Origin of the sequence: Listeria costaricensis (assembly GCF_900183385.1) — a bacterium.
GTDB classification, from domain to species: Bacteria; Bacillota; Bacilli; order Lactobacillales; family Listeriaceae; genus Listeria; species Listeria costaricensis.
On the sequence record NZ_FXUT01000006.1, the window covers coordinates 227,933 to 243,767 of the forward strand.

Annotated in this window: 21 protein-coding genes; 19 read left to right on the top strand and 2 right to left on the bottom strand. The window is 44.6% G+C overall.

Annotation, left to right across the window (positions count from 1 at the left end; all coding sequences use genetic code 11):
• Positions 1-10 precede the first annotated feature (10 nt).
• The 3 genes from CS921_RS05900 (at position 11) to CS921_RS05910 (ending at position 1,899) form a co-directional block, all read left to right on the top strand.
• Complete coding sequence (locus CS921_RS05900) at positions 11-379, top strand: hypothetical protein (protein ID WP_099222135.1); 369 nt, start codon at positions 11-13, stop codon at positions 377-379.
• 104 nt (positions 380-483) lie between these two features.
• Positions 484-1,044: an NADPH-dependent FMN reductase gene (locus tag CS921_RS05905; protein ID WP_099222136.1), complete on the top strand. Its 561-nt coding sequence runs from the start codon at positions 484-486 to the stop codon at positions 1,042-1,044.
• Between the two features lie 159 nt (positions 1,045-1,203).
• Positions 1,204-1,899: a hypothetical protein gene (locus tag CS921_RS05910; RefSeq protein ID WP_099222137.1), complete on the top strand. Its 696-nt coding sequence runs from the start codon at positions 1,204-1,206 to the stop codon at positions 1,897-1,899.
• A 46-nt stretch (positions 1,900-1,945) separates the two neighbouring features.
• On the opposite strand, the gene CS921_RS05915 is transcribed toward CS921_RS05910, so the two are convergent.
• Positions 1,946-2,254, bottom strand: a complete 309-nt coding sequence (locus CS921_RS05915) for an MGMT family protein (protein ID WP_099222138.1) — start codon at positions 2,252-2,254, stop codon at positions 1,946-1,948.
• A gap of 97 nt (positions 2,255-2,351) precedes the next feature.
• Here CS921_RS05915 and CS921_RS05920 point away from each other — a divergent pair, with 97 nt between their 5' ends.
• The gene (locus tag CS921_RS05920; protein ID WP_099222139.1) at positions 2,352-3,383 is read left to right on the top strand and encodes a nucleoid-associated protein; all 1,032 of its coding nucleotides are present in this window, start codon (positions 2,352-2,354) and stop codon (positions 3,381-3,383) included.
• Positions 3,384-3,404: 21 nt separating this feature from the next.
• Complete coding sequence (locus CS921_RS05925; RefSeq protein ID WP_099222140.1) at positions 3,405-3,584, top strand: DUF6440 family protein; 180 nt, start codon at positions 3,405-3,407, stop codon at positions 3,582-3,584.
• 56 nt (positions 3,585-3,640) lie between these two features.
• Here CS921_RS05925 and gloA read toward each other — a convergent pair whose 3' ends face one another.
• Complete coding sequence (gene gloA, locus CS921_RS05930) at positions 3,641-4,024, bottom strand: lactoylglutathione lyase (protein ID WP_099222141.1); 384 nt, start codon at positions 4,022-4,024, stop codon at positions 3,641-3,643.
• A 151-nt stretch (positions 4,025-4,175) separates the two neighbouring features.
• Between gloA and CS921_RS05935 the strand changes: the two genes are divergently transcribed.
• From CS921_RS05935 to CS921_RS06000, 14 genes are all read left to right on the top strand, one after another.
• Entirely contained in the window at positions 4,176-4,802 is a 627-nt protein-coding gene (locus CS921_RS05935; protein WP_099222142.1) for an MBL fold metallo-hydrolase, read from the top strand.
• A 66-nt stretch (positions 4,803-4,868) separates the two neighbouring features.
• A complete protein-coding gene (locus CS921_RS05940; RefSeq protein ID WP_099222143.1) occupies positions 4,869-5,117 on the top strand; it encodes a (4Fe-4S)-binding protein in 249 nt (82 codons plus the stop codon).
• Positions 5,117-5,395, top strand: coding sequence for a GNAT family N-acetyltransferase (locus tag CS921_RS05945; protein ID WP_099222184.1), 279 nt, complete (start codon positions 5,117-5,119; stop codon positions 5,393-5,395). The genes CS921_RS05940 and CS921_RS05945 overlap by 1 nt, the downstream gene beginning before the upstream one ends.
• Entirely contained in the window at positions 5,395-6,528 is a 1,134-nt protein-coding gene (locus tag CS921_RS05950; protein WP_099222144.1) for a low temperature requirement protein A, read from the top strand. The genes CS921_RS05945 and CS921_RS05950 overlap by 1 nt, the downstream gene beginning before the upstream one ends.
• A gap of 243 nt (positions 6,529-6,771) precedes the next feature.
• On the top strand, positions 6,772-7,152 hold the full coding sequence (locus tag CS921_RS05955; protein ID WP_099222145.1) for a CidA/LrgA family protein: 381 nt from the start codon (positions 6,772-6,774) through the stop codon (positions 7,150-7,152).
• Positions 7,149-7,826: an LrgB family protein gene (locus tag CS921_RS05960; protein ID WP_099222146.1), complete on the top strand. Its 678-nt coding sequence runs from the start codon at positions 7,149-7,151 to the stop codon at positions 7,824-7,826. Before CS921_RS05955 ends, CS921_RS05960 begins: the two co-directional genes overlap by 4 nt.
• Positions 7,827-7,916: 90 nt before the next feature.
• Positions 7,917-8,648 (top strand): MIP/aquaporin family protein, encoded by a 732-nt coding sequence (locus CS921_RS05965; protein WP_099222147.1) that lies wholly within the window; start codon positions 7,917-7,919, stop codon positions 8,646-8,648.
• 86 nt (positions 8,649-8,734) lie between these two features.
• Entirely contained in the window at positions 8,735-9,625 is an 891-nt protein-coding gene (locus CS921_RS05970; RefSeq protein ID WP_099222148.1) for an AraC family transcriptional regulator, read from the top strand.
• Between the two features lie 65 nt (positions 9,626-9,690).
• The gene (locus CS921_RS05975) at positions 9,691-10,767 is read left to right on the top strand and encodes a Gfo/Idh/MocA family protein (protein ID WP_099222149.1); all 1,077 of its coding nucleotides are present in this window, start codon (positions 9,691-9,693) and stop codon (positions 10,765-10,767) included.
• 14 nt (positions 10,768-10,781) lie between these two features.
• A complete protein-coding gene (locus CS921_RS05980; protein WP_099222150.1) occupies positions 10,782-11,528 on the top strand; it encodes a sugar phosphate isomerase/epimerase family protein in 747 nt (248 codons plus the stop codon).
• Positions 11,525-12,253 carry a ThuA domain-containing protein gene (locus CS921_RS05985; protein ID WP_099222151.1) on the top strand — a complete coding sequence of 243 codons (729 nt, stop codon included), beginning with the start codon at positions 11,525-11,527 and terminating at the stop codon, positions 12,251-12,253. The genes CS921_RS05980 and CS921_RS05985 overlap by 4 nt, the downstream gene beginning before the upstream one ends.
• A complete protein-coding gene (locus CS921_RS05990; RefSeq protein ID WP_099222152.1) occupies positions 12,250-13,218 on the top strand; it encodes a sugar phosphate isomerase/epimerase family protein in 969 nt (322 codons plus the stop codon). Before CS921_RS05985 ends, CS921_RS05990 begins: the two co-directional genes overlap by 4 nt.
• Before the next feature lie 15 nt (positions 13,219-13,233).
• Entirely contained in the window at positions 13,234-14,283 is a 1,050-nt protein-coding gene (locus tag CS921_RS05995; RefSeq protein WP_099222153.1) for a Gfo/Idh/MocA family protein, read from the top strand.
• Between the two features lie 252 nt (positions 14,284-14,535).
• Positions 14,536-15,411, top strand: coding sequence for a YitT family protein (locus tag CS921_RS06000; RefSeq protein WP_099222154.1), 876 nt, complete (start codon positions 14,536-14,538; stop codon positions 15,409-15,411).
• Positions 15,412-15,835 lie beyond the last annotated feature (424 nt).

The window sequence follows — 15,835 nt, forward strand, 5'->3', positions numbered from 1 at the left end:
GAGGGGCAAAATGATGAAACGAACCTACCCGCTTTTCGCACTGTTTCCAGCACCATTTTTTTATTTTTATGCAGAATACTGGTCGATCGGTTGGGGCGTCTATCCCATCTACTTAATTCCGTTGGCGCTTTTATATGCCGCTCTGTGTGCCTATTTTGCCAAGTATCAAAAAGTCTGGCAGATGTTACTCTGGCACTTAGGCGGACTTGGTGTCACGCTTTTATGCGCCCATTTTTTTCTGCCGGATGATCCGAAATATTTTGCACCAATCGGTCAAACCCTGATGCTTACTTATAGCTGGTTGCTGTTCTTTATCATGGCGCTTTTCGGAAAACATGTCGTTCATTATTATGAGCAAAATATTCAGCGGAAAAGCTAAGCCGATTCGTTGACTTTTAGACGAAAACGGGTAAAATGAGAATTGTTGATGGTTACTTTTAGTAAGTAACATACTATATAAGAGCTTAAGAGGAGGACGAGAAAATGACAAAAGTAGGAATGATAGTCGGTAGTTTAAGAAAAGAATCTTATAGTAAAAAAGTGGCGAAATTGCTGGCAGAACTTTTACCGGAGGATTTCGAGGCGGTATTTATTCCGCTAGATGAACTGGCCATTTATAATCAGGATTTTGATGATGAAGGAAATGTTCCAGCCGCATGGACCCAATTTCGGGAACAGGCCAAGCAGTTGGATGCCGTAATTTTCGTGACACCAGAATATAATCGTTCCGTTCCAGCCGTTTTAAAAAATGCGTTGGATATTGGCTCACGTCCATATGGTCACAGTGTTTGGGATCAAAAACCGGCAGCCGTCGTCAGCGTATCGCCGGGCAAGCTAAGCGGATTTGGTGCCAATCATCATTTGCGGCAGTCGCTTGTTTTCTTAAATATGCCAATCATGCAGCAGCCGGAAGCCTATATTGGGGAAATCGGCCAGTTGCTGGATGAAACGGGTCGTTATCAAAATCCGGAACAAACACAAGCTTTCTTCCAAACTATTGTCGATGGCTTTGTGAACTGGACGAAGCAAAATTTATCAAAATAACTTGAAAAAGGCTGATATGTTTCTGAATAGTGCAGAATCATATCAGCTTTTTACATTCGATCACAAAAGTGTGTTATTTTAAAGCGAATAGGTATAAAATAGAACAATAAGTTGCAAAGTTCATATTGATTTTTGACTAAACATACTGGGAGGAATTGGATGAGCATCAAACAAAGAACGTTGATCATGACGAGTCTATTTTTTATCGCAGCCGTATTTTTAGCCCTTATTTATCAAAGAGAAATCATTGGACATTTTATCTCAAGTGCTTTTTCCTTTTCGGCTGAGAACGTGGTGTCTTGGCTCGCCGGACATGAATTACTGACCGTTTTACTAGGACAGATGATGCTTGCACTCAAGGAAACCATTTTCTTTATCGTTGCTGAAATCTTGATTGCGCTCGCTATCCCGACATTCCTTTTAGTACTGATCTTTCGGATACGCGCAAAAGAAGGCTGGTCGAAGCCGCTGGTATTTTTAGCGAGCGGTTACGGACTGTTTTTAACGGCTTTTCTTGGCTTTATGATTTTTTTCGGAGTGGAGTCTTTCCAAACCTATCAGGGAATCCAGTCCAACATTGATTCGCTGAAAAAAGCAGAGGTTGCCCAAAAATCAGCAGAGATAGAAGAGATTGTGCCGAAAATTCTTGAAGATCCGCAGGCAGCCATCCAAAAAATCAAATCGATCGCCAAACATTTAGAAGATCGCACCAGTATTTTCACAATGCTTTCGGAATGGATGGATCAGATGCTGACCGCTAGGGACCTCTTGATTGGCGGGGCAGTTATCGCTTTTATTTCCATTTTGATCGGCCATATTTTGCAGCTCTATACGCAGTGGAAAGCTGCCCCATAAAAAAAGAAGCACAAGATCCTCACGAGTGGGATTTTGTGCTTCTTTTTCACATATCTCCTTGCCAAAAACAGTTGCGCAGGACAACATGGCCGTTTTCCTTAAAGGGGACGCCTTCTTGTTCGAGCAGCATCCGTTGTTCATTCCAACCGGGAACGAGTCGACCGCTGCTATTCACGACGCGGTGGCAAGGCATGTTATTCAAGCCATGACCACTCTTTTTTAACACGGTACCAACCAGGCGGGCATTTTTAGGGCGCCCGATCATATAGGCGATTTGACCATACGTAGTCACACGGCCTCTTGGGATTTGTTCGACTGTTTGATAGACCGCTTCGACAAATGCTTGTTCAGGCATCGCCATCTGCCTCCTTTAAAAGGATAACATTCGCATCCTTCGTCTAAATTCATTATACTAAAAAAGCAGAAACTTTAAAGCAAAGGACGATGTCAATATGCCGGATTTTTCATATGCCAAAATTAATCAGCTGGTCGTACATTTCGTGGGCAATAAAGCACAGGAAGAGGGCTACGAAGCTGCTAACAATGTACTGAGCGAGATTGGCTCAGATTTGAATTTTAACTTGGGGACGATTTTTTTTGAACCTTTTACGAAAGAAAACTATTTTCACTTTACACATGAATCGGAGCTTTCTTTTAATGAAGTCTATACATACAGCCGTAATATCTTTAACGATCCCGAGCAGTTTTTAGAGGATTCGACGAGCATTTTGAAACACCTTTATAGCGAATCCACCCATCCCAATATTAAAAGCGGCGATTTATGGATTTTTACCGTGGAGAATGTCATTGTTGAAGGAGAAATGACCAGTGGCATAGGTATTTTTAAAGTTGAAAATAAGGAAATCTTCTTGAAAAATGACTTTCAGAATGCCGAGTTTGAGATCGGTTATGACAAAGGAATCAACGGCACCGATCTCGACAAAGGCTGTTTCATTTTTGATTTAGAGCAGGAGACGGGCGGCAAGCTGCTAATTTTGGATCGCCTCAATAAAAATGATTCCATCTACTGGAAAGACCGCTTCCTAAACGTGGAACAAACAGCAGACGAACGCTTTTATACCGAAAGTTTTGTCAACATCTGCACCGATTATATTAAACAAAAAGAAGAATCACTGATTGAAAAATCCAATTTTGTCAAGGCAACAAGCGAATATCTTCTTTCAGGCGCAGAGCTGGATATTGATGATTTTGCTGAAAAAACGCTGGAAAAACCTTACGAACAAGCTGAATTTAAAACGGTTGTCGAGAACTTTGAACGAGAAAACAACATCCAGTTCCCAGAAAAATTCGATCTTGATGAAGAAAAAGTCGAAAAACTATCTAAAAAAATCCGCAAAACATTGAAACTCGGTCGCAATATGGCCCTAGTCATCAAGGACCTCGAACAATTAGAGGAAAGCGATTTTGTGCAGGGCTATGACGAGCAAAAGGGTAAGCATTTTATGATTGTTTATTATGACTAAAGATAAGAAGGAGGTGGCTCTGTGGCAGATGAAAGATTTGAAAAAATATATACACAAGGAAAGTTGACGACCACGGAAATTTGGGTAGACAAAGAAACTGGCGTTCAGTACATGTATCATGCAGCAGGGTATTCAGGCGGATTGACTCCGCTTTTAGACAGCGCGGGCAGACCAATGCGCACAAAAGAGTTTGATGAATAAGTAAAAAAAGCCCGATCCTCTCAGGAAAAGAAAGAGGATCGGACTTTTTAGCTTGATTAACGATTTTGAATAACTTCTGTCTTGTAACCATCTGGATCAAGGATGAAATAATAAGTGGGTTCGCTTCCGGGAAGACCTTTTAGATCCGTCACTTCATAGCCAGCCGCTTTATGTTTATCGTGGGAAGCTTTGAGATCATCCACGCCGATTGCCAAATGGCCGTATCCGTCGCCCAGCGTATAAGGCTCTGCTTTATCATAATTGTAAGTCAGCTCAAGCTCGAAGTCCCCTTCTTCAAAAGCCATGTAAACCAGTGTAAATTCATGATCAGGAAAGTCCTTGCGTCGAACCTCCTTTAGACCAAATGCGTCGCTGTAAAAAGCAAGCGATTTATCCAAATGTTGAACGCGAATGCATGTGTGCAGCATTTTGTTTGCCATTTTATCTCCTCCATATGTAGCGTGATTTCGTCCTAATTGTATGATAATTGAGGCAGACTTTCAAGAAAACCGCTGTACAGGAACGATTATTTCCATTTCTTGACAGTGCTTGTTATAATTTGGATAAATAAACTAAAAGGTGTGACCATAAATGTTAAATGTAACGCAAATCGTAACCGGACCTCTAGAAGAAAACGTCTATCTGATCGACAACGGCCGTTCCCTTCTCGTGGTTGACCCGGGATCAGAAGCAGAAAAAATCGAGGCGGCAATTGAAAAAACAGGTGCTAAGCCAGTCGCGATCCTGTTGACACACTGCCACTATGACCACATTGGGGCTGTAACAGCTATTCGGAGCAAGTACGGGATTCCTGTCTATGTCAGCCCGAATGAACAGGAATGGCTCGGCAATCCAGCTCATAATGGCTCACAAGGCATGGCGGCTTACGGGATTCCAGAAATCAGTGTAGCGCCGGCTGAGTTTGAATTTGAACGAAAAGAGTATGACTTCGACGGCATGAAGTTTCGGGTTGTCGAAACGCCGGGACATTCATTCGGCAGTCTCAGCTTTATTTTTGACGACTTTGCCGTAGTCGGTGACGCGTTATTCAAGGGGAGCATTGGTCGAACGGACCTCTATACAGGTGATTCGGCTACACTGCTGGCAAGCATTGAACGCGAACTTTTCACATTGCCAGATGAAACGATCGTCTATCCAGGACACCGGGAAGAAACGACGATCGGACACGAAAAGGCGACCAATCCATTTTTCAATTGAACAGATGTTTGAAAATAGCGCTACGAGGTTATGAAAGAAATAAGATCAACCTGGGAGGCGAGCTAAATGGAAGAAAAAGAATTAGTAGAACAGGGCTACAGAAAGTATCATGGCGAAACAATCGATGTTTATTTTAATACGCATGTTTGTGAACACTCCGGCAATTGCGTCAAGGGAAATGGCGCCATTTTTGACTTGAAACGGAAGCCATGGATCGATCCTGATCAAGCGGCTAAAGAGGAAGTCATGCGCGTGATCGATACCTGTCCGAGTGGCGCTTTACAGTATATCCAAAAAGAGGGTGCAGAGAAATGATCGAATTCAAAGAGGGAAAAAATCGTATCTATGCAGTCAATGAGAACGGAGAAGAGCTTGGAGAAGTCACATTTGTGCCCACAGGGGAAGAAATGTTCATCATTGACCATACGGGTGTAAATGATCAGGCAAGAGGACAAGGCTTGGCAACGAAACTGGTGGCGCAAGCCGTTCAAAAAGCACGCGACGAACAGAAAAAAATCATCCCTTTATGCCCGTTTGCCAAAGCGGAATTTGAGCGAAAACCCGAATATCGGGAAGTTCAAGCCAACCGCTGATGAAGCAGGCACTCATTTTTGAAGAGCGAAAAGTCTCCTGGCTCGAGCTCTTCTTTGATTTGGTTTTCGTTACGGCAGTGGCTTCCACCACCCATCTATTACTATCGGTAGATCACCATCCAGAACGAACACTGCTCTATTTTGGGGAATATTTGTTGATGGTCACGCCAATGTTTTGGGCATGGGTCGGGCAAACCATGTTTTTCAATCGCTTTGGTGAGAAAATTTCTTTTCCCGCGTTTTATATGCTGCCACAAATGTTCTTTTTGGTGCTGATGACGGCAAGCTTCGATTTGGATTTTGATGATACTTTCTATACATTTATCATCGGCTATGCAGGTATCCGGCTGATCACCGTTTTGCAATATTTCATTGTCAGCCGTAAGGAAAGGAAGAAGCGCAAGCAAGTGGCACGACTACTTGGAACGATTTTTCTGGTGGGCATTCTGCTCTCACTTTCAGCCGTGTTTTTCACAGGTGTTTTGCGCTACTCGATTGTCTATGCAGGAATTGCAATCGATATCCTATTGCCGCTGCTTTTTACCAAAACACTGCGTCAGGCACCCGTCCATCTGCCCCATTTAGTCGAGCGCTTTGGCTTATTTGTGATTATCACATTTGGCGAAAGTATTGTGGCGATTACGACTCTTTTAGTGGGGCATACGACAGACCCGTATACATTATTTTTCACACTGACCGCTTTTTTGATTATCGGAACGATGTGGGCCAGTTATTTTTACAGCTTTGAGCATCATGTCGACCAGACAAAAGCGACGAATGGGCAAGTGTTGCTATACGGTCACTTTTTCATCATTGTTTCAGTCATGTTGCTTGCCGCGAACATCCATCTGCTCTATGCCGGTCATCTTCAAAAAGAGATTTTGCTGCTTTTATTATATGGCGCAGCAGCCGTCTTTTTCTTAGCCAAGCAGATTGTTTTCAGCTACCATAAAAAAGCAGAAGTCATCTTTGACTTGTGGAAAGACCTCTTGCTATTTGGCTTACTGATCCTCTTTTTCTTCGTGAATGCCTTTACGACACTGCCGATGTGGAATAATTTTATCTGTCTGTGGCTTGTAACGCTTGTGGATTTGTTGATCCGTTTTCAAGCAAGCCGCCATCTCCAATCTTAAAAGAAGGACTGGTTACTGCTATCAGTCTTTTTTTGTGGAAAAATTTACAAATAATAAAGCCTTTTCATTGGCAGACCGCCTCTCATCACGCTTAAAAAGCCGCTTCTTTTATGAAAACAATTCATGAAAACAGCCTTGAATTTCAACTCAAAAAGCGTATAATAAAATTGGCTATGGCAGTTCCATCATGATAAAGCAGCCCAAGATCCTCCCATCTGTCACAGTCTAGAAAAGGGTGTTTACATGAGGAAATATATTTTACTTACGATCAAAGTCATCGCACAAATCGGCGGCTTGATTCTTTTTTTTGAATTCGGAGATTTTTTGCAGCATCAGTTCAGACTACCGCTTCCCGGAAACCTGATCGGCATGATGGTGCTTTTTTTGTGCTTTCTGACGGGCATCATCAAAATTTCATGGTTGGAAAGCGGTGCGAATTTTCTGCTGGCTATCACACCGCTGTTTTTTGTTCCGGCTTTGACAGGACTGATGAATTATGGGCAGCTTTTTTTACATCAGGGCTATCTGATTCTAGGTGCCACGATCATTTCAGGCCTGTTGATTTTCTTTTTGACCGGCTATTTGATCCAGTTTTTAGCAGAAAGGAAGATCGCTGAAAAATGACGATGATTTGGCTGATTTCTACGCTCTTGCTATACGGGCTCGCATGGCTTTTAAACAGAAGGTTCCCCAGCATTTTGACGCTTCCCGTGATTACAGCTTCCATCGCGATGATGGTGGTACTCTGGCTTTTGCAGGTTGACTATGCCGATTACGCTGAAAATAGCGCCTTTTTAACGTACATGCTCGGTCCAGGAATTGTGGCTTTTGCTGTACCGCTCTACAAAGTGCGTTTCCGCGTGGTGCAGTATTTACCACTGATATTATTAGGCGTTTTGATTGGCGCCATTGTATCATTACTCACAACATGGCTGTTCGCGCTCGTTTTACCTCTTTCGGATGAAGTCAAAAAAGCCCTGATTCCGAAAAATATCACACTGCCAATTGCCATGGGAGTGGCTGACCGCGGCGCTTTTTCCGTCCCGCTCACCAGTGTGACCGTCGTGCTTTCAGGCTGTTTCGGCTTTGCTTTTGGACAAAAGATTTTGAAACGGATGGGCATTCGGCATCCAGTCGCCAAGGGAGTGGCCATGGCTGCAACCAGTCATATCATGGGAACCAGTGCCTCCATGCTTGTCAGTGAAGATGAAGGGGCAGTGGCACTCGTGACAATGGCAGTGAGCGCCGTACTTGCCAGCTTCTTCTATCCATTTATTGCGCAGCTGTTTTTTACTTAAAAACAAGCGCAGCACGATGGGTCATGTGAAATCTATCGCATACTTTTTTGTGAAAACACGATCAATCCATAACGATTAGGAGGAAAATGAATGGATTATGCATTATCAACGCGTCTTTTGGCTGAATTTTTTGGTACAGCTATTTTAATTATTTTAGGAAATGGCGCAGTAGCAAATGTTGATTTAAAAGGAACGAAAGGGTATGGCAGCGACTGGATGCTGATTGCAGTCGGATATGGTTGCGGGGTCATGATTCCTGCCATGATGTTTGGCGGTATCAGCGGCAATCACATCAATCCAGCCTTTACGATTGGGCTTGCCGTCAGCGGAATGTTTCCTTGGGCGGAAGTGGTGCCCTACATTCTCGCACAATTTGCCGGTGCAATGGTCGGTCAGCTGATCGTCGTTGCTTGTTATAAACCTTATTATGATATGACAACGAGTCCCGACCATATTCTGGGCACTTTCTCGACCATCAATGCCGTCCGCAGCAAGACAAATGGTTTTATCAATGAATTTGTCGGCTCATTCGTTTTGTTTTTCGGCGCTCTGGGGATTACAAAAGCGCCATTTTTTGCAGATAATTTGGGCACAGCACATTTAGCACTTGGGTTCTTAGTGTGGACGCTTGTTGCTTCACTCGGCGGTCCGACCGGTCCAGGGCTGAATCCCGCTCGTGACTTGGGCCCGCGGATTTTGCATGCACTTTTGCCGCTCAAGCATAAAGGAAGTTCAGAATGGGATTATGCCTGGATCCCAGTCGTTGCACCGATTTTGGCCGGCATTTTGGCCGTCCTGCTCTATAAAGTCGTTTTTTTGTAAAAGTTGTCGAGCCGGCCGCGTTTATTTGAAGCCGGCACTGTCTTTGTTTATACTAAAAGGGAAGTTGCAAACGAAGGAGAACGGCTATGAGTAATTATCTTGAAATTCCCAATCTGGACAAGGGGTTCCCGTTTCGACGTTTTGTCCACGAAGGCGAAGTGCTAGTCTATCCCCATTGGCACAAAATGATCGAGGTGATCTACGTCACAAAAGGAACCCTGCATCTTGGCATCAATGACATTCCGATTCATATGCAAGCAGGGGAAATTCAATTTATCAACGGAGGCGACGTGCATTATTTTCTCGCTTCACCAAACAGCGAGCGAATGGTGATCCAGTTTGACCTGACCTTTTTTCAGGAAGATGAGATGCAGACTGACGGAGAGCCCAGCTTACGACAGCTGTTTGCCAAAATGAAAGCACACAGTTCCGACTGGTCAGAAGAAACAGCTGTAAAAATGCGGACGCTACTCCGAGACATCCATATTGAAGATGAAACGAAACCGCTCGGCCATAAGTATTTGATCAAGGCCAAGCTGATGGAGATGGTGGCGCTTTTATATCGGGAAATTCCGGCAGAAGAGGATGATAAGACGCGCATTCTAAGCAAAGAAATCACGCTGAAATCAGAAGAGACGCTAGGAAAACTGGATGAAATTTTCTCCTACATTGAGGCCCATTACAAAGAGCCGATCAGCTTAGAGGAAATGGCCAATTTCACAGGCTTCAGCACCTACTATTTCACAAAATTTTTCAAGAAAAACACAGGCGTCACCTTTGTCACTTTTTTGAATGACTACCGGTTGAATCAGGCCAAATGGCTCTTGATTAACGAGGAGATACCCATGGCAGAAGTGGCGGAACAGGTTGGTTTCAGCAGCGTCAAAACCTTTCACCATGCTTTCAAGCGGGCAATGGGGATCGCGCCGCTCAAATATCGGAAGACAATATACGGGAATAAGATGACAAGAAATTAGGAAGAAATCCCTCCATTCATTTTGTATCATATAGGCAGATACAAAAATGAATTGGAGGGTTTTTTGTGACAGTAAAAGTTGGAATTATTGGTTGTGGTGGAATTGCGAACGGTAAACATATGCCAAGTCTCAAACAGGTGGCAGGAGTCGAAATGGTGGCTTTTTGTGACATCAAAATGGAACGGGCAGAGCAGGCGAAAGCGGATTATGGTACTGAAAATGCAAGCGTATACAAGGATTATCGGGATTTACTGGCTAATGAAGACATTGATGTCATTCATGTCTGTACACCGAATATCTCGCATGCAGTGATCTCGATTGCCGCCATGGAAGCAGGCAAACACGTCATGTGTGAGAAACCGATGGCCAAAACCGCCGCAGAAGGAAAAGCAATGATCGAGGCTTCCAAGCGCACTGGTAAAAAATTGACGATCGGCTACCAAAACCGCTTCCGCAAAGATTCACAGTATCTGCATCAGGTTTGTGAAAATGAAGAGCTGGGCGACATTTATTACGCCAAAGCAAAAGCGATTCGTCGTCGTGCCGTACCAACATGGGGCGTATTTTTGGATGAAGAAGCGCAAGGCGGCGGCCCTCTAATCGACATTGGCACGCACGCACTCGACCTGACCCTTTGGATGATGGACAACTATCGGCCTAAATATGTCGTTGGCAACAGCTATCACAAATTGTCCTCGATGAAAAATGCGGCCAACGCGTGGGGCTCATGGGATCCTGAAAAATTCACCGTGGAAGATTCGGCATTCGGTTTCATTACCATGGAAAACGGGGCAACCATCGTCCTTGAAGCCAGCTGGGCACTCAACACACTTGATGTCGGCGAAGCAAAAACAGCCTTATCCGGTACAAAAGGTGGGGCAGACATGGAAGGCGGCCTGCGCATCAACGGGGAAGCATACGGCCAAACCTATGAGAAAAATATCCAACTTGAAACAGGCGGCGTAGACTTTTACGATGGCACAGGAGACGACCCGGCAGTCCTAGAAGCAGAGTCATGGATTCAAGCAGTGGTCAATGACGGCGAGCCAGTCGTGAAACCAGAGCAGGCACTCGTTGTCACGCAAATCCTAGAAGCCATTTATCAATCAGCTAAAACCGGCCAACCCGTCTATTTTGATTAGAGAGGATGAGTCTCATGACAACAAAAATCGCCTTGCAACTGTGGAGCGTTCAAAATGATGCAGAACTTGACTTGATGGGCACGCTCGAAAAGGTGCGGGAAATGGGCTATGACGGCGTCGAATTTGCCGGCTATTTTGATCATTCCAGCACGGAAATCCGCCAGAAGCTCGACCAGCTGGGACTTGCCGTGGCGGGTTCCCATATCCCAATTGAGCGCCTGATCGGCAACTTGGATGAAGTCATTCAGTTTGAAAAAGAAATAGGCAATCAGGAAATCGTTTGTCCATACAGCGATTTTGAAACCGAAAAAGAATGGCGCCTGTTTGCCCGTGAACTGCGGGAAATCGCCAAAAAAATCAAGGCGAACGGTCTTTCGTTCAGCTATCACAATCATGCCCACGAGTTGAATCTCATTCAGGGACAGCAAATTCTAACGTTCCTGCTGGATGAGGTGCCAGATCTGCAAGCGGAATTCGACACCTACTGGCTGGCATTTGCGGGTGCTGATGTGCCAGCCTTTATCGAACCGTACAAAGGAAGAATGCCGCTGATTCATTTGAAAGATCGCTCGGGAGCAGAAAGTATCGAAATCGGTGCAGGAGATTTGCCAATCCGGCGCTACATCGACCAGGCGAAAAAATGCGGCACCGAATGGCTGATCATTGAACAGGAAGCCTTCCCGAACTATCCGCCAATGGAAAGTGTGGCAATCGGCTATCAAAACCTGCGCGGGATTCTTAGAGAGGATGAGAGAAATTGACACGAGTAACCGTTTGGAATGAATATCGACATGAAAAAGCAGAGCCACATGTAGCAGAAATCTATCCGGAGGGCATCCATGGACAGATTGCCTCCTTTTTACAAGCTGCCGGTTTTGAAACACAGACTGCAACACTTGATGAACCAGAGCATGGCTTGACAGAAGAAGTTTTGGCCAATACAGATGTCCTAATCTGGTGGGGGCACTGGGCACACGGCGAAGTGGCAGACGAAATCGTCGAACGCGTGCACGACCGGGTTTTACATGGAATGGGCCTTGTCGTTTTACATTCCGGCCACATGTCGAAAATTTTTATGAAACTGATGGGCACAAGCTGTGACCTGAAATGGCGGGAAGCAGACGAAAAAGAACGCTTCTATGTCATCGACCCGACCCATGAAATTGTTCGAGGCATTCCAGAAAGCTTTGAACTTGAAAAAGAAGAAATGTACGGCGAGCACTTTGACATTCCGGCGCCTGATGAAACAATTCTACTCAGCTGGTTTGAAGGTGGCAATGTTTTCCGTAGCGGCATCACCTACAAGCGCGGCAATGGTCGAATCTTTTACTTCCAGCCAGGTCATGAGAGCTATCCGACTTATTATAATGAATACGTGCAGCAGATCATTTGTAATGGTGTGGCTTACTGCGCGCCAAAACGGACGACTTATCCCGTCTATGGACATGCAGAAAATATCTATCCGATCGGAGGAACAGAAAAATGAAACTAGGCGTATTTACTCCCCTATTTGCCGACCTTTCTTTAGAAGAAATGTTGGATAAGGTACAAAAAGCCGGCCTTGATGCTGTAGAAATCGGTACAGGCGGCAATCCCGGCAATCATCACTGCCCGACAGACGACCTTTTAGCCAGTGCTGAAAAACGAGAAGCCTATCTGGCGGAATTCAAAAAACGCGGCATCACAATCAGCGCACTCAGCTGCCATGATAACCCAATCTCGCCAGTCAAAGAAGAGCGGGAAGCGGCCGATGAAATTTTGCGCAAAACGATTAAGCTGGCCTCACTTTTAGGCGTCCCGGTGGTCAATACATTTTCAGGAACAGCCGGAAATGATGATCAGGCAACAGCACCCAACTGGCCGGTCATTCCGTGGCCAACCGTGTACAGCGACATGAAAACCTGGCAGTGGGAAAACAAGCTGATCCCTTACTGGAAAGAAATCGGTCAGCTGGCAGAAGAGCACCAAGTCAAAATCGGCATTGAACTGCATGGCGGCTTCCTTTGCCACACCCCTTATACGATTTTAAAACTTCGCGAGGAAACCAGTGAGGCCATCGGTGTCAATCTTGACCCTAGTCATCTATGGTGGCAAGGCATCGATCCAGTGGCAGCCATTCGCATTCTAGGCGAAAAAGGAGCCATTCATCATTTCCATGCCAAGGACACCTACTTGGATCAGGATAACATCAACATGTATGGCCTGACCGACATGCAGCCATACGGAGAAGTGCGGACTCGGGCCTGGACCTTCCGTTCAGTCGGCTGCGGCCATAGCATTTCCGAATGGTCAGACATCATGAGTGCCCTCCGAACTTACGGCTATGATTATGTCGTCAGCATTGAGCATGAGGATCCACTGATGTCGATCGACGAAGGCTTCACGCGTGCCGTTACCAATCTGCAGGGCATTTTAATCCGTGAACAGCCACTGGACATGTGGTGGGCATAAGAAAGGAAGAGGAAAATGTTACAAATCGCAATTATCGGTTACGGCGGCATGGGCACCTATCATGTCGAGCTCATAAACGCCAGTGACCGCGTTCGTGTAAAAGGTATTTTTGACATTGATGAAGCTCGCGGCAAGGCTGCCAAGGAACGCGGACTATATGTGTATCGCAGTTATCAAGAGGTGCTTGCCGATCCAGATATCGCGGCCGTCCTAATCGCCACACCGAACGATGTCCACAAAAAACTGGCCATCCGCGCGCTCGAAGCCGGCAAGCATGTCATCTCAGAAAAACCCGTCACCATCACGACGACCGAATTTCAAGAGATTCTAGAGACAGCCGCCAAAGCAGATCGCACCTTTATGGTCCATCAAAATCGGCGCTGGGACGAGGATTTCCTAACCATTAAACGACTAAAACAGGAAAAATTAATCGGGGATGTTTTCCATCTTGAATCACGGGTTCAAGGAGCAAACGGTATTCCGGGAGATTGGCGTCATAAACTGGCACAAGGAGGCGGCATGGTGCTCGACTGGGGCGTCCATTTGCTAGATCAGCTGCTATTCATGGAGGACAGTCGAATCGAAAGCGTCTATGCCACACTCAGCTACGTTTTGGGAGATGAAGTAGATGACGGTTTTACAGCCCTGATCCGTTTTGAAAGCGGGCTGACAGCGCATATTGAAGTCGGTACGACCAACTTCATCAAATTGCCGCGCTGGTATGTGCGGGGAACAGCTGGTAATGCCGTGATCGAAGACTGGGATCTAAGCGGCCGAATGATCGTGCCAACTTACCTAGAAGGAATTGAAGCACCCAAACCGATCCAAGCAGGCGTAGGTTTGACCAAAACGATGGCACCACCGAGCGAAGAGGCAACAGCAGAAAAAGCATTGCCGGAGCCACTTCAAAATAAAACAAGCTTCTACAATAATTTTGCGAATGTCGTACTCGACGGGCAGGAAGCCATCGTGAAAAATGAAGAAGTCATGCGTGTGATGAAACTGATTGAAGCGATCTTTACTTCCGCACGTGAAAATCGTGTTGTCACTGAAATCGATGAATAAAAAATGAATGGACCTCCAAAAGTTAGATGTTGACGCTAACTTTTGGAGGCTTTTTAGTCAGTCAACCAACTAGACCAATTTTGAATTTAGGCTCAATAAGGAAAAATTATCGCGATGACTCAAGGTGTATTTGATTAAATAATATCCGACATAAATGCAAGAAGAACGGTTGACGTATCAGTACTTAAGCGATATAATCAGCAAGGATAAGAGAAGTTGTTCACCATAAAATTTTTTTCGAGGTGTTTTATTTTGGAAAGGATACCATTTCTGTCGAAGCTTTGTAAACGCGAGCGGTTGATGCAGGTTCTTGTTGCACTCACCTATGCCATTCTTGCCGGGGTCAGCATGAACTTCTTTTTGGCACCCACCCATGTATATGCCAGTGGTGTCAATGGTTTAGCCCAAATGCTTTCGAGCCTGATGGAAACTTTTACCCCTTTCCACCTGTCAACATCCGTATGGCTGCTGATTTTGAATCTGCCGCTCATATATTTGGCATGGAAGCGCCTCGGCAAAGCTTTTACTTGTTTTACTCTTATTGCAGTTGTTGCGGCATCGATCATGATGAAGGTGCTGCCTGTTGTGGCGATTACTGAAAATCCGCTTTTGGCGGCTATTTTTGGTGGCTGTTTTAGCGGACTAGGTGTAGGGATTTGTTTGAAATATGGTTTTTCAACTGGCGGTACAGATATTATTGCGCTGCTTATCCAAAAAACTACCGGAACGAATGTCGGACAGTTAGGACTTATTTTGAACGGGGTAATCGTTGTACTTGCTGGGGCAGTTTATGGCTGGGAAATGGCCCTCTATACAATGATTGCGATTTATGTCAACATGCATATGCTGGATACCGTTCATACAAAGCAGCAAAAAGTTACCGTCATGATTGTGACCAAAAATACAGCTATTGTCGAAAAAGCCTTACTTGATAATTTTCGGCATGGGATTACTGTCATGGAAAATGGCTATGGTGCTTATACACATGAGCCTGTCAGTATGATGTTGACGGTAGTATCTGCTTTTGAACTTTATGAACTGGGAAAAGTTGTTCGTAAAGCTGATCCGAATGCCTTTGTGAATATCCAAAGAACAAATAAAATTTTGGGTAAATTTGCAGGGGTATAGAAAATCCATAAAAATCGAACAGGTGTTATAGGAGGACGAGCTTGTTTGAGTATGAATGTAGCTGATATGTGTAATTTTTATTACAAATCGGCTAAAAATCCAAATAACAGAAAATTCTGCCACAATTGCCGCAAATTGTATCTTGAGAAGTGCAAAATTAGATGTCACAACTCGTGCAATAACATGTAAAATAGAGATATATTTCATATTAGAAGGATTTCTTTCTTTTGTTTTTAAGCGAAAATAATATAAGATTTATTATTTGGTTTTGGTGGAAATCAGATAATTTCGCAAAAATGCTTGAAAAATAGCCGGGAAATATTTCATTTTCCTCGAAAAAATGTTTCATTTTATGCTTATCAACTAATGGATGTGAGAATAAGAAAGAAATCTAGCTTTTTTCGCAAATAATATGAAATAGTTC